17 protein-coding genes and 2 tRNA genes are annotated in these 17,981 nt (G+C 68.2%); 4 read left to right on the top strand and 15 right to left on the bottom strand.

Annotation, left to right across the window (positions count from 1 at the left end; translation table 11 throughout):
* Positions 1–17 precede the first annotated feature (17 nt).
* A complete protein-coding gene (locus JOD62_RS11050; protein ID WP_204939330.1) occupies positions 18–1,736 on the bottom strand; it encodes a cytochrome c biogenesis protein DipZ in 1,719 nt (572 codons plus the stop codon).
* 141 nt (positions 1,737–1,877) lie between these two features.
* Here JOD62_RS11050 and JOD62_RS11045 point away from each other — a divergent pair, with 141 nt between their 5' ends.
* From JOD62_RS11045 to JOD62_RS11035, 3 genes are all read left to right on the top strand, one after another.
* A complete protein-coding gene (locus tag JOD62_RS11045; RefSeq protein WP_204939329.1) occupies positions 1,878–2,540 on the top strand; it encodes a fasciclin domain-containing protein in 663 nt (220 codons plus the stop codon).
* Between the two features lie 115 nt (positions 2,541–2,655).
* Positions 2,656–2,731 (top strand) — tRNA-Lys (locus JOD62_RS11040).
* A 105-nt stretch (positions 2,732–2,836) separates the two neighbouring features.
* A complete protein-coding gene (locus JOD62_RS11035; RefSeq protein WP_204939328.1) occupies positions 2,837–4,228 on the top strand; it encodes a pyridoxal phosphate-dependent decarboxylase family protein in 1,392 nt (463 codons plus the stop codon).
* A gap of 15 nt (positions 4,229–4,243) precedes the next feature.
* On the opposite strand, the gene JOD62_RS11030 is transcribed toward JOD62_RS11035, so the two are convergent.
* The 12 genes from JOD62_RS11030 to JOD62_RS10975 form a co-directional block, all read right to left on the bottom strand.
* Positions 4,244–4,783 (bottom strand): DUF1697 domain-containing protein, encoded by a 540-nt coding sequence (locus JOD62_RS11030; protein WP_204939327.1) that lies wholly within the window; start codon positions 4,781–4,783, stop codon positions 4,244–4,246.
* On the bottom strand, positions 4,780–5,367 hold the full coding sequence (locus JOD62_RS11025) for an isochorismatase family protein (protein WP_204939326.1): 588 nt from the start codon (positions 5,365–5,367) through the stop codon (positions 4,780–4,782). Before JOD62_RS11025 ends, JOD62_RS11030 begins: the two co-directional genes overlap by 4 nt.
* Positions 5,368–5,433: 66 nt before the next feature.
* A tRNA-Thr gene (locus JOD62_RS11020) sits at positions 5,434–5,506 on the bottom strand.
* A 69-nt stretch (positions 5,507–5,575) separates the two neighbouring features.
* Positions 5,576–7,108, bottom strand: a complete 1,533-nt coding sequence (locus JOD62_RS11015; protein WP_204940177.1) for an alpha/beta hydrolase — start codon at positions 7,106–7,108, stop codon at positions 5,576–5,578.
* 8 nt (positions 7,109–7,116) lie between these two features.
* On the bottom strand, positions 7,117–8,274 hold the full coding sequence (locus JOD62_RS11010; protein ID WP_204939325.1) for a DNA polymerase III subunit delta': 1,158 nt from the start codon (positions 8,272–8,274) through the stop codon (positions 7,117–7,119).
* A 60-nt stretch (positions 8,275–8,334) separates the two neighbouring features.
* A complete protein-coding gene (tmk, locus tag JOD62_RS11005; protein WP_204939324.1) occupies positions 8,335–8,973 on the bottom strand; it encodes a dTMP kinase in 639 nt (212 codons plus the stop codon).
* A complete protein-coding gene (gene topA, locus JOD62_RS11000) occupies positions 8,970–11,798 on the bottom strand; it encodes a type I DNA topoisomerase (protein WP_204939323.1) in 2,829 nt (942 codons plus the stop codon). Before topA ends, tmk begins: the two co-directional genes overlap by 4 nt.
* Before the next feature lie 64 nt (positions 11,799–11,862).
* On the bottom strand, positions 11,863–12,204 hold the full coding sequence (locus JOD62_RS10995; protein ID WP_271171516.1) for a helicase: 342 nt from the start codon (positions 12,202–12,204) through the stop codon (positions 11,863–11,865).
* 4 nt (positions 12,205–12,208) lie between these two features.
* A complete protein-coding gene (locus JOD62_RS10990; protein WP_271171515.1) occupies positions 12,209–12,568 on the bottom strand; it encodes a TadE family type IV pilus minor pilin in 360 nt (119 codons plus the stop codon).
* Position 12,569: 1 nt separating this feature from the next.
* Complete coding sequence (locus JOD62_RS10985) at positions 12,570–12,800, bottom strand: DUF4244 domain-containing protein (protein ID WP_204939322.1); 231 nt, start codon at positions 12,798–12,800, stop codon at positions 12,570–12,572.
* Positions 12,801–12,832: 32 nt separating this feature from the next.
* Positions 12,833–13,732, bottom strand: coding sequence for a type II secretion system F family protein (locus tag JOD62_RS10980; protein ID WP_204939321.1), 900 nt, complete (start codon positions 13,730–13,732; stop codon positions 12,833–12,835).
* The gene (locus JOD62_RS10975; RefSeq protein WP_239526647.1) at positions 13,726–14,847 is read right to left on the bottom strand and encodes a TadA family conjugal transfer-associated ATPase; all 1,122 of its coding nucleotides are present in this window, start codon (positions 14,845–14,847) and stop codon (positions 13,726–13,728) included. The genes JOD62_RS10980 and JOD62_RS10975 overlap by 7 nt, the downstream gene beginning before the upstream one ends.
* 351 nt (positions 14,848–15,198) lie before the next feature.
* Here JOD62_RS10975 and acs point away from each other — a divergent pair, with 351 nt between their 5' ends.
* Positions 15,199–17,166 (top strand): acetate--CoA ligase, encoded by a 1,968-nt coding sequence (gene acs, locus JOD62_RS10970; protein ID WP_204939320.1) that lies wholly within the window; start codon positions 15,199–15,201, stop codon positions 17,164–17,166.
* 60 nt (positions 17,167–17,226) lie between these two features.
* Here the strand turns inward: acs and JOD62_RS10965 are convergent, their stop codons facing one another.
* Together JOD62_RS10965 and JOD62_RS10960 are read right to left on the bottom strand one after the other, a co-directional pair.
* Positions 17,227–17,685 carry a RidA family protein gene (locus tag JOD62_RS10965; protein ID WP_204939319.1) on the bottom strand — a complete coding sequence of 153 codons (459 nt, stop codon included), beginning with the start codon at positions 17,683–17,685 and terminating at the stop codon, positions 17,227–17,229.
* The gene (locus tag JOD62_RS10960) at positions 17,682–17,906 is read right to left on the bottom strand and encodes a DUF4177 domain-containing protein (RefSeq protein WP_204939318.1); all 225 of its coding nucleotides are present in this window, start codon (positions 17,904–17,906) and stop codon (positions 17,682–17,684) included. Before JOD62_RS10960 ends, JOD62_RS10965 begins: the two co-directional genes overlap by 4 nt.
* Between the last annotated feature and the right edge of the window lie 75 nt (positions 17,907–17,981).

The following is a 17,981-nucleotide window of genomic DNA, read 5'->3' as shown; positions in this document are numbered from 1 at the left end:
CTTCGCCCGCGACACGCTCAACCGAAGGTGAACGAGTAGACGTTGACGCCCGGCGTCACCTCGAGGGTGAGTGTTCCTGTGCCGACCTCAGCGGCGTCGAGGAGGCTGTAGGAGCGCGGGGTGCCGTCGACGATGATCGTTCGCGGCGATTCGCCGTCTGCGCGGAGCACGAGCGATCCGGAACCGGAGACGACGATGCGCACCTCCGCCGCGCGGTAGTTGAGCCGGATGCGGGCGGACTCCTCCGTCGGCGTCGCGTACTGTGTCTCCACCTTCCAACGCCCGTCGAGCGCGAAGGTGTCCTCCGGCTGGTCCTCGGGAAACGCGAAGTCGCGCTCTCCCGCGCGGTACGCGTCTGCCCCGCCGTAGTTGACGTCCTTGGACGAGCCGAGGAAGGTCTCCCGGGTCGTCGACCCGAGGTCCGGCGTCTCGTCTTCGATCTCCGTCGCAGACGGAAGGTCGACGTCGGGGTCGGCATCCTTCAGCAGCTCGCGGATCATGCTCTCCGTCGCCGCGTAGTTGCCCTCACCGAACGAGATGTGCCGCACCGTTCCGTCCGCATCGATCAGGTAGTGCGCGGGCCAGTACCTGTTGCGGTATGCGGTCCAGGTGGCCAGGGAGTTGTCCAGCGCCACCGGGTACTCGATGCCGAAGTCACGGGCACCCGCGGCGACGTTGCCCGCGTCCTTCTCGAACGCGTACTCCGGCGAGTGGATGCCGATCACCTGCAGTCCCGCATCGCGATAGGCCTCATCCCAGGCGACCACGTGGGGAATGGAACGCTGGCAGTTGATGCACGAGTACGCCCAGAAATCGATCAGCACGACCTTCCCCCGCAGCTCGTCGAGTGTGACCGCTGTACCGTCCGGGGTGTTGAGCCAGGCATCGATGCCGCGGATCTCCGGTGCTGTCCCGCACGACTCCAGAACGGTCGCGCCGTTCGTGCAGTTCTCGAGGTCGCGATTCTCGTCGGTGACCAGGCCGCCGAGACCCAGCGCACGCTCGGCCTGGTCGCTCTCGGTGAGTTCCGTCTGAAGTCCTGCCGTGTAGTCGGGCAGAAGCCGCTGGAGCGCCTGCGGAACGTTGAACACCAGCCCCACCGCAAGTGCGATCATCGCGATGCCCGCAGCGATGCGCAGCCCACGCTCACGGGCACGGAAGGCGCGGATGCGCTCCACCACGCTCCGCCCCGCCAAGGCGAAAACCAGCAGCGGAACAGCCACTCCCACGGCGAACGACACCGTGAGCAGCACGGTCCCTGCACCGATCTGGCCCGTTGCTCCTGCGACGATGATCGCAGCCAGAACCGGGCCCGCGCAGGGAACGAAGACGGCGCCCAGCGCGAGCCCCACGCCGAAGCCGTTGCCCCTGTTGGCGACTTCCTTGCGCGGAAGCCACTGGAAGGGCTTCTCCAACAGCTGCTCGAATCTCGGGATCAGCAGACTGATGCCGATCACGAGAAGCACGACGATTCCTGCCCAGCGGATGATGTCCTGCGGCAGGTTCAGCAGCCCCAGCACCACGGACCCCACCAGCGTGACGAGCGTGAAGCTCAGGACGAGCCCTGCGATCACCAGATATGGACGGCTGCGTCGCGCGGGAACGACGCCTTCGCCGCCCTCGAACCGGGCGGACTGCGCGCCCGCCGTGAGGAAGATGACCGGCAGCACCGGAAGGATGCACGGCGAGATTCCTGTGATGAGGCCGCCCAGCAGGCCGATGACGATGAGATCCATGGTGTCCTCGCTTCTGTTGCGAGTTCTTCGGCGCAGGGCGCGCTTCGGATGGGAGCGAAATTCATCCAATCCGTTCTCCGCCGTGCGCCGAACACCTGTCAACGCCACGGAAAACCGTGACACCGATTCCCGGAGGTTGAGATGTTCCGCACCACGAAGAAGGCCACCGCAGTCCTCACGCTGACACTGGCGAGCGCATTCGCGCTGTCGGCGTGCACGATGGGCGGCGGAGGCACCGCAGAGACGACGACCACCCCGCCGAAGGCACCGGAGACGACAGCATCCGAACCGGACATGATGGATCCGGCGGCGAACCTCGTCGGCCCCGGATGTTCCGCCTACGCGGACCAGGTGCCTGACGGCGCCGGCTCGATTCAGGGCATGTCGCAGGACCCGGTCGCTGTCGCCGCGTCCAACAACCCGCTGCTGACGACGCTCGTGGCCGCGGTGAGCGGTCAGCTCAACCCGGACGTGAACCTCGTCGACACGCTCAACGGCGACGAGTTCACTGTCTTCGCCCCGGTCGATGAGGCCTTCGGCAAGATCGATCCCGCAACCATCGAGGCTCTCAAGACGGATTCCGCGACGCTGACGTCGATCCTGACCTACCACGTCGTTCCCGGCCAGATCGAACCGGCCGACATCGCGGGCATGCACAAGACCGTTCAGGGCGCTGAGCTCGAGGTCACCGGCAGCGGTGACAACTGGATGGTGAACGACGCCATGGTGATCTGCGGTGGCGTGCAGACCGCGAACGCCGTCGTCTACCTGGTCGACTCGGTGCTCATGCCTCCTGCACAGTAAGCACCCGCACGATCACGCCGCGCATGGCTGGGGCTTTCGGGGCGAGGGGGCAGAGGGGCCGTCGACGATTCACCTCGTCGGCGGCCCCTTTGTGACCCCATAGACTAGAGAGGTAGGGCCTGTAGCTCAGTTGGCAGAGCATCGGACTTTTAATCCGCGGGTCGAGGGTTCGAGCCCCTCCGGGCCCACCATTCCTCCCTCACGCTGAGCTGTCCGCCTTGCACCGGGCGTTGACCTCACCGCTCACGAAGCGGACAATCTGAGATGTGCGCGTCGCGCACGGAATCAGGTGTGCCATGGTCAGGGAAGAGCCGAACGCCGACATCTACGAACGCGCACTCGCGCTCGCACACCGACACGCTCTCGCGTGGCTCGCCGGGGTCGACGAACGACCGATTCCGCCGCACGCCTCCCCCGATGACATCAAGAACCGACTGGGACGCGAGCTGCCGGTGCAGGGCACAGCGGATGCTGCTGTGCTGGAGCATCTCGTCGAGAATGTCGAGCCGGGGCTCATCGCAATCGGCTCACCGCGCTTCTACGGATGGGTGATCGGAGGCACGCAGCCGGTGGCGCTGGCAGCAGACTGGCTGGTGTCCGCCTGGGATCAGAATGCAGGGCTGCGTGCGATCACCCCCGGAGCGGCGGCCGCAGAGGAGCTCGCCGGGGAATGGCTCCTCGATCTGCTCGGCCTTCCGGCCGAGTGCGAGGTCGGTTTCACGACAGGCGCGACGATGGCCCAGTTCTCCTGCCTTGCCGCCGCCCGCAACGAGGTGCTGGCCGCGGTGGGGTGGGACGTCGAGGTCGACGGACTCTCCGGCGCACCTCGCGTCCGCTACATCGCCGGGGAGGAGCGGCACGCGACGATGGACCTCGCCGCCCGCTATCTGGGTCTCGGGCGTCCGCTGGTCGTTCCCGCCGACGGTCAGGGCCGCATCGACGTGAATGCCCTCCGCCATGTGCTCGATGCCGGTGAAGGGCCCGCGATCGTCGCCCTTCAGGCTGGCAACATCCACTCCGGCGCCTATGACGACTTCGCGGCGGCGATCGCCGTCGCGCACGCTGCATCCGCCTGGGTGCACATCGACGGCGCCTTCGGGCTCTGGGCGGCCGCGTCGCCATCGCTTCGACACCTCACGGCAGGCTTCGAGGGCGCGGACTCCTGGTCAACCGACGCGCACAAGACCCTCAACGTCCCCTATGACTGCGGGATCGCGATCGTGCGCGACCCGGCCGCGATGCACCGCGCGCTCGGCATGCACGCGAGCTATCTGCAGGCGACCATGGTGGGCGCCGACCCGCATGAGAAGGCTCCTGAGCTCTCTCGGCGCGCACGCGGGGTGCCGACCTGGGCGGTGCTGCGCGCACTCGGCCGCGAGGGGGTGATCGCTCTGATCGACCGGCTCGCGGCATCCGCGGGCATGATCGCGGAAGGACTCGCGGAGCTTCCCGGCGTCGAGGTGCTCAACGAGATCGTCTTCACCCAGGTGTGTGTCGCCCTCGAGAGCGACGAGGCCACCGCGCGGCTGAGCGCGGCGCTGTGGGAGGACGGTGAGGTGCTCGCGATGACCTCGCAGTGGGCTGGACGCACGGTCGTGCGCTTCTCCGTCAGCAACTGGAGGACGGATGCGCCCCAGGCGCAGCGCACCGTCGATGCTGTGCGTCGTACGCTCGCATCGATCCGCTGAGCCCGCGGCGCGGCGTCACGCGGTGAGTTCCGCGAGCTTCGTCATTGTCCGGAGATTTCGTGCCGTCCCGGAGACGCCCAACGCCCGGTCGAGCACGGACGTCGTGAGCTTGGTCGCATGCACGCCGTCCGCGGAGTAGTGAATCCAGAGATCATCGCCCACGAGTTCCACTTCTTCGCCCGGGACGAGGCGCTCCCGCAGGAGGTCGAGCGCTCCCGGCTTCGGGGCCCGCTCGAGCACCATGACGTGCAGCAGCTTCTCGGCGATGTCGGAGTGCACGAAAGGGTTGCGCTGCAGCATCCGCTCGATCTCGCGATGCGAACGGGCGATGACCGGGGTGTCGACACCGAAGCTCTCGGCGATCAGCGCACGCACTGTCGCGCATACCGCCGTCACGTCCGGCGGTGTCGCGCAGACGATGTTGCCGCTCGCGATGTAGGTCGCGATCTCCTCCAGCTCGGTCCGCTCCGCGAGCAGGGCACGCAGCTCCGCCATCGGCACGCGGTTGCGTCCGCTCACGTTCACGGCGCGCAGCAACAGGGCACTGCGAGTCATGCGTTGCGCTCAGAAGTGGCGAGCTCCGCTCCGGCGTGCGCCAGTTCCGCCAGAGCGGCGTCGCTGGCCTCCGCGTCCACTCCTGCGATGAGATCCGTGAGCACGCGCACCCGCAGGCCGTGGGCGATCGCGTCGAGCGACGACGCCCGCACGCAGTAGTCGGTGGCGATCCCGACGACGTCCACGTCGAGGATTCCCGCCTGCGCCAGAACCACGCCGGGCTGTTCGCCGTCGTCGGTGGTGCCCTCGAACAGCGAGTACCCGTTCGCCCCCTGCCCCTTGCGCACATGGTGCGTCACTGCCGTCGTCTCGAACAGCGGATCGTAGGCGGCTCCGGGTGTCTCGGCCACGCAGTGCACCGGCCAGGAGTCGACGTAGTTCGGCTCCCCCGCCGCGAAGTGCCCGTCATTGTCGTTGTCGGCGTCGTGCCAGTCCCGCGACGCCAGCACGAGCGTGTAATCAGTGGCGTGGGCTGAGAGGAATGCGGTAATTCCGGATGCCACGGCGTCGCCGCCGGCGACGGCCAGTGCCCCGCCCTCGGTGAAATCGTTCTGCACATCGATGATCAGGAGTGCTCTGCTCATGCTTCGAGCCTACGCTTCTCGGACACGAGAAAGCCCCGTGATGTTCTCACATCACGGGGCTTGCGGAGCCGCTTGTCAGAATCGAACTGACGACCTTTTCATTACGAGTGAAACGCTCTGCCGACTGAGCTAAAGCGGCCTGTGTCACATCAGTGGCACGAGAAACGATATTACATTGATTGGGCGTCCACCGCGAATCGAGCGCGACTCACTCGCAGCGGAGGCCGTTCTCGGGCACGACGTCATCGAGGAAGAACGCTTCGACCGCGTCATCCACGCACATGTTGCCCTTGTTGTAGCCGGTGTGGCCTTCACCCACACGGGTGATGAGGACACCGCCGTCGAGCTGCTCCGCCATCGCGACCGACCACTCGTAGGGCGTCGCAGGGTCGTTGGTCGTGCCGATCACGAGGATCGGGCCGGAGCCCTCCGCCGTGAGGGCGGAACGGGTGCCCGTCGCCGGGTACGGCCAGGATGCGCACACGTCGACGCCATCCCAGTAGGGGGCGATCGTGGGCGCGCCCTCTCGCACCTTGGCCCGCGCGGCCTCGTCGGCGGCCTCGTCGACTTCGAGCGGGTAGTCCATGCAGTTGTATGCCGTGAACGCCTCCGTCGAGTTGTCGAGGTAGCGTCCGCCCTCGCGTCCGTTGTAGAAGTCTGCGAGGAAGAATGCCGTCGACGGATCGCCCTGCAGTGCTCCGGCGAGCGCATCGGTCAGGTAGGGCCAGCTGTCCTGCGCGTAGAGCGCGGCGATGATCCCTGTCATGAGCGAGTCCGCGCCGAGCATCCGGCCGTCTCCGTTCTTCAGCGGCACCGCGTCGACGCTCGCGAGTAGCGCACCGAGGTCTGCCATCGCCTCGTCGACCGTGCCGTTGAACGGGCAGCCGCGGGTGTCGAGGCAGTCCTGCATGTAGGCCCGAAGCGCAGACTCGAACCCGAGCGCCTGCGTCGTGCCGACGTCGCGCCCCGGGATCGACGGGTCGATGGCGCCGTCGAGCACAAGGTGTCCGACACGATCCGGATACAGCTCGGCGTAGGTCGCGCCGAGGAACGTGCCGTACGAGTATCCGAGGTAGTGGAGCTTCTTGTCGCCGAGCACTCCGCGCAGCAGATCCATGTCACGCGCCGAGTTGACGGTCGTGATGTACGGGAGGATTCCGCCGCTGTTCGCCTCGCAGGCCGCGGCGAACTCGGCCGCCTGTGCCTCGCCCTCGGCCTCCCACTCGGGCGTTCCGCGAGGAGCACTGGGCAGGCTGTAGAGGAATTCGTCCATCGCGGCTGCGTCGAAGCAGGTCACGGCGGTCGACTCTCCGACACCGCGCGGGTCGAAGCCGATGACGTCGTAGTTCTCGATGAGGGCGGTGCCGACGGCGAAGCTCAGGCTGTCGCGGATCAGCTCGACACCACTCGCACCAGGGCCGCCGGGGTTGGTGAGGAGCGAGCCGAGAGGAGTGTTGGTCGCCTGAGACCGGACGACGGAGAGCGAGATCTCTCCGACTGTCGGATTCTCCCAGTCGAGCGGAGCGGCGACGTCGGTGCACTCCATGCCCGCCCCGCAGGGCTGCCACTCAAGAGTCTGCGAGTAGAACGGAAGAAGCTCGGGCGAGACGCCGGACGTGTCGGGTTCGGTCGTGCGCTCCGGAAGCGGCCCGCCGCTCTCCGGGATCATCGCGTACAGGCACCCGGAAAGGGTGAGGGATGCCACGGCCACGCCGGCCACGGCCGCGATCACGCGACGCATACGAGTCTTCACGGTGTCCTCCCGCTCGTCACGGTGACGAGCAAGCTCTCGAGGGCAAGGGTCGGGGCGACGTTGCGTTCCAACGACTCCCGTGTCTCGGCCAGGTGGTCAAGAACTCTCAGCGTACGGGGCACATCCCACGCAGCGGCGAGCGCGCGCAGATCGTCAGTGAGTTCTCGGTTGATCAATTCGTCTCCGCGCCCATACTGCAGCATCACGACATCGCGGAACAGGGACTGCAGGTCGGTGAGGACGCGGTCGATGCCGTCGCGGAGGCTGCGCGTCGCCCGCTTCTTCTGGTCGTCTTCGAGCGCGGAGAACTGCGTGCGCAGCGCCTGCGGCACCGCTTGCCCCTCGGCCAACCCCACCGCCCGCAGCAGCGCGGCGCGCTCGGCCGCATCGCGTTCGACGGTCAGCGCTTTGGCGTCTTCGGTCGCCGCCTGGACGATCTCGCCGGCCACGGTCACCGCATCGCCCACACCGCGCACGCGCAGAACGGCGCGCAGTGTCGTGTCACGGCGGCGTCGTGCCGCCTCATCGGTCGCCAGACGCTGAGCCATGCCGATGTGCCGCTGCGCGTGCCGTGCCGCCTGCTCTGCGGTGGCGTCGTCGACGCCGGTGCGATGCGCGATCAGACGTGCGACGTCATCGACGTCGGGCTCGCGCAGGCGCAGCGACCGCACGCGTGAGCGGATCGTCGGCAGCAGGTCGGCCTCACTCGGCGCGCAGAGAATCCAGACCGTGCGCTCCGGCGGCTCTTCCAGCGCCTTCAGCAGGACGTTCGATGTGCGCTCGACCATGCGGTCGGCGTCTTCCACGACGATCACCCGATAGCGCCCCGCCGACGGCGAGAAGTAGGAGCGTTCCACAAGCGCGCGCGCCTCGGCGATCGTGATGATCACCTTGTCGGTGCGCAGCGCCGTGACATCCGGATGCGTCCGGGCGAGCACCTGGCGCATGGTCGCCTCATCGCCGGGATCGCGAGCGATCAGCGCTGCCGCGAACGCATAGGCGAGCGTCGATCTGCCGGATCCGGGCGGACCGGTGATCAGCCAGGCGTGCGAGAGCGATGCAGGGTCGGATGCAGCGCCACGGAGAATCTCGACCGCGGCGTCCTGCCCCCAGACGTCCGTCCACGGAAACGGGGCGGTCGCGGCGTCTGGCATGCTTTCAGCCTAGTCGGGGTGCCGGACATCACCTCGAACGGACAAGGGGATCTGAGGGTCTCAGCGCAGTTCGTGCGTTTGCACGAGTGTGGCGACGCGCTCGTGGATGCGCTCGGCGATCGTCGCAGGCGGCTGCGCCGCATCCACCACGAGAAAACGCCCGGGCTCCGCCGCCGCGAGCGCGAGGTACGCGCCCCGCACGCGCGCGTGGAACTCCTCCCGCTCGGCCTCAAGTCGATCGAATGGTTTGTCGGCCGAGTCCAGGCGTTCCCGCGCCGTCGTCGGATCCAGGTCCAGAAGCACGGTCAGATCGGGCAGCGCCCCCTCGGCAGCCCACAGTGACAGCTCGCGCACCTCAGTGGCGTCCAGCACGCGCCCAGCACCCTGGTAGGCGACCGACGAATCGAGATAGCGATCCTGCAGCACGACCTCGCCGCGGGCGAGCGCGGGGCGCACCACCGTCGCGACATGGTGTGCGCGGTCCGCCGCATACAGCAGCGCCTCCGCGCGGGGAGCGATGTCGCCGCGGTGGTGCAGCACGATGTCGCGGATCAGCTGGCCGACCTCCGAGCCACCGGGTTCGCGGGTGCGCACCACCGTCCGACCGTCAGCGCGCAGCCGTTCCGTGAGCAGCTCCGCCTGGGTGGTCTTGCCCGAACCATCGCCGCCTTCGAGGGTGATCCAGAGACCGGATGTCACGAACTCGCCTCGGCAGCCTTCTTCGCCGCGTTCGCCGCACGTGTCGCCGCGGCCTTCTTCGCCGCCGCCGAGCGCGCCGCAGCCTTCTCGTCGTCGGTCTTCGCAGACGTCTTCTTCGCGGGAGCCTTCTTTGCGGCGGGCTTCTTGGCGGGAGCCTTCTTCGCCGGTGCCTTCTTGGCGCCGCGCTTGGGAGCCGGTCCCTTCGCCCGCTTGTCGGCGAGCATCTGCACAGCGCGCTCGAAGGTGATGTCTTCGGGCTTCTCGGCCTTCGGGATCGTCACGTTCGTGACACCGTCGGTCACGTACGGGCCGAAACGCCCGTCGCGGATTCGGATCGGCTTGCCGCTCTCGGGGTCGGCCTCGAACTCGACGAGCGCGCTCGACGCCTTGCGGGCGCCGTACTTCGGCTGCGCGTAGATCTCGAGAGCCTGTTCGAGGGTGATGTCGAAGATCTGCTGCTCGTTCTCCAGCGAACGCGAGTCGGTGCCCTTCTTCAGATACGGTCCGAAGCGGCCGTTCTGGGCGGTGATCTCGTCACCGCTCTCGGGGTCGGTGCCGACGACCCGCGGCAGGTCGAGCAGCCGAAGCGCGGTCTCGAGGTCGATCGTGTCGACCGACATGGAGCGGAACAGGGATCCGGTGCGCGGCTTGGGCGCCGCATCCTTCTTCGCGCTCTTCTTCTTGGGCTTCTCATCCGCCGGAAGCACCTCGCCCGTCGCCTCGTCGACGACCTCAGCCTCGGGCTCGTTCTCTTGCACGTACGGGCCGAAGCGACCGTCCTTGACGACGATGATCTTGCCGTTGGCGGGGTTCTCGCCCAGGACGCGGTCTCCCGCGACGGGCGCGTCGATGAGCTCCTGCGCCTTGGCCGCGGTGAGCTCGTCCGGCGCGAGGTCTTCAGGGACGTTGACGATGCGCGGCTTCGCCTCAGGGTTCGCCGGGTCCACAACCTCCAGGTAGGGACCGTATTTGCCGAAGCGGAGGGTCGCCGTGTCGGTGATCGGGGTGGAGTTCAGTGCACGCGCGTCGATCTCGCCGAGGTTGTCGACGACCTGACGCAGACCCACCTGCGCCTCGGACCCGTAGTAGAAGGAGCGCAGCCATTCGACGCGGTTCTGCTCTCCGCGCGCGATCGCATCGAGGTCATCTTCGAGAGATGCCGTGAAGTCGTAGTCGATCAGCTCGGCGAAGTGCTCCTCCATGAGACGCACCACGCTGAATGCCAGCCAGGTCGGAACGAGCGCCTGGCCGCGCTTGGTTGCATAGCCGCGGTCGATCACGGTGCCGATGATGCTGGCGAAGGTCGACGGGCGTCCGATCCCGTGCTCTTCGAGGGCCTTGACGAGGGATGCTTCGGTGAAGCGCGGCTTCGGGGTGGTCTTGTGCCCCTTCGCGACAGCGTCCTTCATCGCGAGGGCGTCGCCGACGGCGACAGCCGGAAGCGACTGGTTCTCGGCGGCATCCGCGTCGCTGCGCTTCTCGTCGCGTCCTTCTTCGTAGGCCTCGAGGAAGCCCTTGAACGTGTAGACCGTGCCGGACGCCGTGAACTCCGCCTTCTGTCCGCCGGCGTCGACGGCGATCGTGACGGTCGTGGTCTCGTACTTCGCGTCGGACATCTGGCTCGCGACGGTGCGCTTCCAGATCAGGTCGTAGAGGCGCTGCTCTTCACGGTCGAGCTCGTTCGCGACGGATGCCGGGGTGCGGAACTCCTCGCCCGAGGGACGGATGGCCTCGTGCGCCTCCTGCGCGTTCTTCGACTTGGACTTGTAGACGCGCGGGTTGAGCGGCACCGCCTGGTCGCCGTAGAGCGCGACGGCCTGTGAGCGTGCCGCCTGCACAGCCTGGGTGCTCAGCGAGATCGAGTCCGTACGCATATAGGTGATGTAACCCTTTTCGTACAGACGCTGGGCGACGCTCATCGCCTGTTTCGCGCTCATGGAGAGCTTGCGTCCGGCCTCCTGCTGCATCGTGGAGGTCGTGAAGGGGGCGTACGGGCTGCGCTTGCCCGGTTTCGCCTCGACCTTGGTGACCTCTCCTGTGCCGGCGGCGTCGACCGCCTCGGCGAGCGCCGTGGCCGCGCGCTCGTCCAGGATGACGACGGCCTTCTTGAGCTTTCCGGTGTCGTCGAAGTCGGTGCCGCGGGCGAGCTGGCCGCCGTCCACGCGCACCAGGCGGACGGTGAATCCGGTGCTGGATGCGGCGGCTTCGACGTCCCAGTACTCCGCGGAGACGAACGCCATGCGCTCGCGCTCGCGCTCGACGATCATGCGCGTCGCAGCGGACTGCACGCGCCCTGCGGACAGGCCGCTCTTGACCTTGTACCAGAGCACAGGCGAGACATCCCACCCGTAGAGGCGGTCGAGGATGCGCCGGGTCTCCTGGGCGTCGACGAGAGCGACGTCGAGTTCGCGAGTGTTGCCGACGGCCGCCTGGATGGCGTCCTTGGTGATCTCGTGGAACACCATGCGCTTGACCGGGACCTTCGGCTTGAGCGTCTCGAGAAGATGCCACGCGATGGCTTCGCCCTCGCGGTCTTCATCGGTGGCGAGCAGGACCTCGTCGGCCGTCTTCAGCGCGCGCTTGAGCTCTGCGACCGTCTTGGTCTTGCGGTCGCTGACCACGTAGTACGGGTCGAAGTCGTTCTCGACGTCGATCGAGTACTTGCCGTAGGCGGCTTTGTCGGCGGCCGGGATGTCTTTCTTGTCGGCGAGGTCACGGATGTGACCGACCGAGCTGAGCACCTCATAGCCGTCGCCGAGGTACCCCTGAATCGACTTCATCTTGGTCGGGGACTCGACGATGACCAGCTTCTTGCCTTGCGCCACGGGTGCGTCCTTTCTTCGAAGCACACCATACACACCACATTCGGGAGGGATTCCCATGCGGAGGTTATCCGTCGTCCGCGGCGACCTCGGGTGGTCCAGCTCGGGATCGGGCGACGGCAGTGATTCCAGCGTACGCCGCGGAGACCTGCACGATCGCCACGAAGCCGTCAAAGCGACAGTCATCGAGGCGCGTTCCGGATGCAGCGGCTACCGCGGCCGCAACCTCGCAGGGGCTGCCCGCAGAGGCCACGGCGCCAGATGCGACGTCGGCGGCCGCGAGTGCGGCGGCGTCCGCCCCGCTCGCCAGACGCTGGGATGCCGTGGCGGCACCTCCGATCAGAGCGGCGGCGATCGCGAGGGTTGCCGCTGTGGCCGCCGCTCCGACGGTGAGGGTCACGCTCGCCACAGCGCTACAGTCCCCCGTCGAGTGCGCAGCTGGAGGTGCGGATCGGCAGCGTGAGGGCTCCGGCGATCGGCACGACCGCCTCCGCGGAGACGCAGATGAGACCGTCGTGCCGTCCGACGCTCGTCTGCGCCCCCGCGACCGCGCGATGCACGGTGCGGGAGGCCGCCGCATCTCCTTCGCCGCGGGCCAGCAGACGCGCCGCATCAGCAACCGCATCCTGCATCGCGACCTGCCGTGTTCCCGCGGCGAGTGCACCGCCGCCGAGCAGCAGCGTGAGCACGACCACGGGAAGCGCGACGGCAAGTTCCGCGGTCGCGGCGCCCCGATCGTCTCGCAGGCGCCGGGAGAGACCTCGACCCCTCACGTCACGAGACCGTGAGTGCGCGGCGGACGAGATCGGTGAGGATGCCGCGGACCTCATCCGACCTCATGATGACGACCAGAAGGCCCGCGAACGCGACCGCCGCCATCGTGGCCACGGCGTACTCGGCCGTCGCCGCGCCCGTGTCGTCGGCGAAGAGGTCGACGGCGCGGCCGCGGGTCAGCGGCGGAAGCGCGGCGGAGCGGGAGGTGCGGGTGAGTCGAGAGATGAGCATGGTGGTTCCTTTTCTTTGTGGGAGGGTCCCGGTCAGGGCCCCAGTGGGAGTGGCGTCGACAGGAAGACGCTCAGGATGAGCGGTGCGACACCCAGCAGGAGGAAGGCGGGCAGCGTGCACGCGCCGAGAGGAAGGAGAAGTCGCGAGCCGAGCCGCGCGGCGGCGACTCTGCCGTGTACGCGCGCGGAGCGACGACTCTCGGCAGCATGCGCCCGGAGAAGTTCGACGGCAGGAACGCCGGCCACCTGCGACAGCCGCAGGACTCGCTCGCACCCGCCCCCGTCAACGGCGTCGCCGAGCTGCTCGTCCGCGACGAGCTGGCGCGCCCGGGCGATCGACGCGCCTCCTGTGAGCGCCACGGCGAGCAGTTCGGCGTCCATCCCCGGGATGCCGGGGGCCGGCTGCGCACGACGAACGAGGGCGGATGTCCAGATGCGCGCGAGCGCCGTCAGCAGCACTCCTGCGACGAGACAGGCGATGCCGAGCGGCGAGGTCGTGAGCACAGCCAGCGTGTCGAAGCCGAGCGCGATACCGAGGAGCACCCCGACGAGCGGCAGCCAGAGCATCAGACGGGCGGTGCTCGCCGGTTCCGCGAGCGCGATGCGCACATCATCCGACGTCGCCTCCGCATCCTGCAGCGCGTCGGCGATGCCGCGCAGCACGTCTCCGAGCGGAGCACCGACCGTCGCCGCGATCCCCCAGGCGGCCGAGACCTCAGCCCACCCCACGCCCCGCGCACGAATCGCATCCGGCAGTGCCTGCCCGGTCTCACTCGCGGCGACGACCGCCTGCGCATCGGCATCGCCGCCCTCGGCCACATGTCGCCACGCGACGACCGGCCGGGCACCCGCCTGCAAGAGCACGGCCAGCGTTCGCACGAGCTCCGGGCGCGCGGAGGCGGGCGGGGGCGTTCGCCGGAGCAGGCTCACCATGTGCCAGCTCCGTCCAGCCCCGGCTCATCCCAGGGGCGCACGGATTCGATTGCGAGCCGGTCGTCCGCGAGCCGCAACCGCCCCACGTCCTGCAGCCGGCGCACGCCGTCGCGATCTCGCGCCAGATGCAGCACGACGTCGAACGCGCTGACACACTGCCGTGCGAGTGCGGGCGCATCCATTCCCGCGAGCGCACCCAACGCCTCCAGACGAGCGGGGACGTCGGCGAGGCTGCTGGCATGCAGGGTGCCTGCGCCACCATCGTGACCGGTGTTCAGCGCGGTCAGCAGATCACGAACCTCTTCTCCGCGACACTCCCCCACGACGAGGCGATCGGGACGCATCCGCAGCGACTCGCGCACCAGGCGCGCGACCGAGATCCCTCCGGCTCCTTCGAGATTGGGCTGGCGCGCCTCCAGCGACACGTGGTGCGGATGCAGCGGATGCAGTTCGGCGACATCCTCGATCGTCACGATCCGCTCCGCCGGGGGCACCGCGGTCAGCAGCGCCGACAACAGGGTCGTCTTGCCGCTGCCGGTTCCTCCCGTGATCAGGATGTTCCGCCGAGCTGCGACCATGCGCGCGATCCATGACCGCTGTCGGTCGTCGCAGAGCCCCCGGGCCTGAAGCCCCTCCAGGTCGCCCGCCCGCACGCGTGGGATGCGCACCGACACCGCTGTGCCGGAGGTCGCGACCGGCGCGAGAACCGCATGCACACGGACGCCTGCTCCCAACCGCACATCGACGCAGGGCGCCTGATCGTCGAGGTGCCGTCCGCCGAGACCGACGAGCTCCACGGCGATCTCGCGCACCTCGCGTTCGGCCGCCGACCAGCGCTCGACGCGCTCGGGACCAGCGCCGCGGTCGACGAACATTCCGGTGCCGCCGTTGACAAAGAGATCGGTCACCTGCTCATCGCTCCAGGCGTCCGCCAGAAGGGGGTGTCGGATGAACAGCGGATGCTGCGGCAGCGCCGCATCCGACCGCTCTCGATGCTGGCCGGCACCCGTCGCCACGAACGACTCACCGGCCATCTCCGCCGTGGTCGCGTCGGGCGCGCCGACAGGCCGTGGCGCGGGAGAAGTGCGCGGCGTGATGACGAAGGGCTCAGGCATGCCTCGACGCTAGAAAGGTTGCGACTGCGCCTCACGCCGCGATACGCGCTCAGTGGACAACACCGCTCAGGTCACGCCTGTGCACAACTCGACACGCGGGGAGAAGAACGGGCGGCACCCCACGGGGGGAATGGGATGCCGCCCTCACGCCGCGGAAGGGAGGGACCGCGGCGTCATGCCGTCTGTGAAGAAATCGGCTGACCGAGAGTGTACGCATCCGAACTGCGGACGCAACTCAGCATCGGACTACCAACTTTCGACAGTATGCGCGCGTCGGCCCCACCACTAGATTCTCGATGTCGCCGTCTTGTGGTGACCCGAAATACCCGTCGCAAAGGAGCGCGTCCTCGTATGAGCAGCCAGATCGATCACCTGCTGGACGAATCCCGTCACTTCCCCCCGTCCGCTGAGTTCGCTGCACAGGCCGTCGCACAGCCCGCTCTCTACGAGCACGCAGCGGCTGACCGCGAAGGCTTCTGGGCCGATCAGTCCCGCGAGCTGCTGCACTGGCACACGCCCTTCACGCAGGTGCTCGACTGGTCGACGCCCCCCTTCGCGAAGTGGTTCGACGACGGCGAGATCAACGTCGCGTACAACTGCCTCGACCGTCACGTCGAAGCCGGCAACGGTGACCGCGTCGCGCTCTTCTTCGAGGGCGAGCCGGGCGATCAGCGCCGCATCACCTACGCGGAGCTCACCGACGAGGTCAAGCGCGTCGCGAACGTCCTCACCGAGATGGGCGTCGGCCAGGGCGACCGCGTCGCGATCTACCTGCCGATGATCCCCGAGGCCGTCGCCTCCATGCTCGCCGTGGCACGCATCGGCGCGATCCACTCGGTCGTCTTCGGCGGCTTCAGCGCCGACAGCCTGCGCTCGCGCATCGACGACGCCGGCGCCAAGGTCGTCATCACGGCCGACGGGGGCTTCCGCAAGGGTCGCGTGTCGCCGCTCAAGCCCGCCGTCGACCAGGCGCTGGCCGACCGGGGCGATGGCGAGCAGAAGACCGTCGAGCACGTGCTTGTCGTGCGCCGCACGGAGAACGAGGTCGAATGGGCAGAAGGGCGCGACGTGTGGTGGCACGACGTGGTTCCGGCCGCATCCGCAGAGCACACCGCTGAGGCCTTCCCCGCGGAGAATCCCCTCTTCATCCTCTACACCTCGGGCACGACCGGAAAGCCGAAGGGCATCCTCCACACGTCCGGCGGATACCTCACTCAGGCCGCGTACACGCACAAGAACGTGTTCGACCTGAAGCCCGAGACCGACGTCTTCTGGTGCACGGCCGACATCGGCTGGATCACCGGACACTCGTACGTCACGTACGGCCCCCTCGCAAACGGCGCCACGCAGGTGCTGTTCGAGGGCACCCCGGACTCCCCGCACCCCGGCCGCTGGTGGGAGCTCATCGAGCGCTACGGCGTCACCATCTTCTACACCGCTCCGACCGCGATCCGCTCTTTCATGAAGATCGGGCGCAGCGTTCCGCAGCAGTTCGACCTCTCCTCCCTGCGTCTGCTCGGCTCGGTGGGCGAGCCCATCAACCCCGAGGCATGGATGTGGTACCGCGAGGTCATCGGAGGCGACAAGACGCCGATCGTCGACACGTGGTGGCAGACCGAGACCGGCGCGATCATGGTGTCGCCACTCCCGGGCGTCACCAGCACGAAGCCAGGCTCCGCGCAGGTTGCCCTCCCCGGTATCTCGATCGACGTCGTGGACGAATCCGGCACCCCGATCCGCGACGAGAGCGGCGGCCTGCTCGTCGTCACGGAGCCGTGGCCGAGCATGCTGCGCGGCATCTGGGGCGACCCCGAGCGCTTCAAGGAGACCTACTGGGAGAAGTTCGAAGCGCAGGGCTACTACTTCGCCGGCGACGGCGCACGCCATGACGAAGACGGCGACCTCTGGCTCCTCGGCCGCGTCGACGACGTCATGAACGTCTCGGGCCACCGACTGTCGACGGCCGAGATCGAGTCCTCGCTCGTGGCGCACGAGGCCACGGCAGAAGCAGCGGTCGTCGGCGCATCGGATGAGACCACCGGCCAGGCGGTCGTGGCGTTCGTCATCCTCAAGGAGAGCTACCTCGCCGAGCACACCCCCGAGGGACTCGCGCAGCAGCTGCGCCTCTGGGTGGGCGAGCAGATCGGCCCGATCGCACGTCCGCGCGACGTGTACATCGTGGGCGAGCTGCCCAAGACCCGCTCGGGCAAGATCATGCGCCGCCTGCTGCGCGATGTCGCAGAGGGTCGCGAGGTCGGCGACACGACGACACTCGCCGACACGGCCGTCATGAGCATCATCTCGGCACAGGTCAAGTAGGCCCCAGACACGAAGACGCCGCCCCGGGTGACCGGGGCGGCGTCTTCGTGTGTACGAGGCTCAGGCGAGCGTGAACGTCACCTCGACCTCGACCGGGCTGTCGAGCGGCAGCACGGGCACCCCGACTGCGGCGCGGGCGTGGCGTCCCGCATCGCCGAAGATCTCAGCGAGCACCTCGCTGGCGCCGTTGATGACGCCCGGCTGGCCGGTGAAAGAGGGAACGGATGCGACGAAGCCGCCGACCCGCAGCACGCCACCGAGTTTGTCGACGCCACCGGCGACGGATGCGGCAGCCGCGATCGCGTTCAGCGCGCAGGTGCGTGCGTAAACCTTGGCATCGTCCGCCGAGACCGCGTCTCCGACCTTGCCCGTGGCAGGCAGCGCACCATCCGTGAAGGGCAGCTGCCCGGAGGTGTAGACGAGATCGCCGTGGACACGCGCAGCCACATATGCGGCGACCGGTGCCGCGACGGCAGGGAGCTCGATCCCGAGCTCGGCAAGACGTGCGGAGATGCTCATGCGGCACCGCCTTCGAACTGACGCGCGGCGTCTGCCGCAGCGGCGAGGCCCGGGTTGGCGGTGGCATCCTGCGACACCGGCCGCTTGAAGTAGGCCACGAGCCCACCCTCAGGACCGGTGATGACCTGTACCAGCTCCCACCCCTGCTTGCCCCAGTTGTTGAGGATCGCGGTGGTGTTGTGAATCAGCAGCGGTGTGGTGAAGTACTCCCACGTCGTCATGGTTCTCCGATGTGCTCAGGCCGGATGACCGCACAACTCGCAGTCGTCAAAGGCGCTTTTCAGGGAACTCCCCTA

It is taken from the genome of Microbacterium keratanolyticum, assembly GCF_016907255.1.
In the GTDB taxonomy this organism is placed as follows: domain Bacteria; phylum Actinomycetota; class Actinomycetes; order Actinomycetales; family Microbacteriaceae; genus Microbacterium; species Microbacterium keratanolyticum.
The sequence above is the reverse complement of the archived record's forward strand: the minus strand, read 5'-3'. Positions and strand labels throughout refer to the sequence as shown.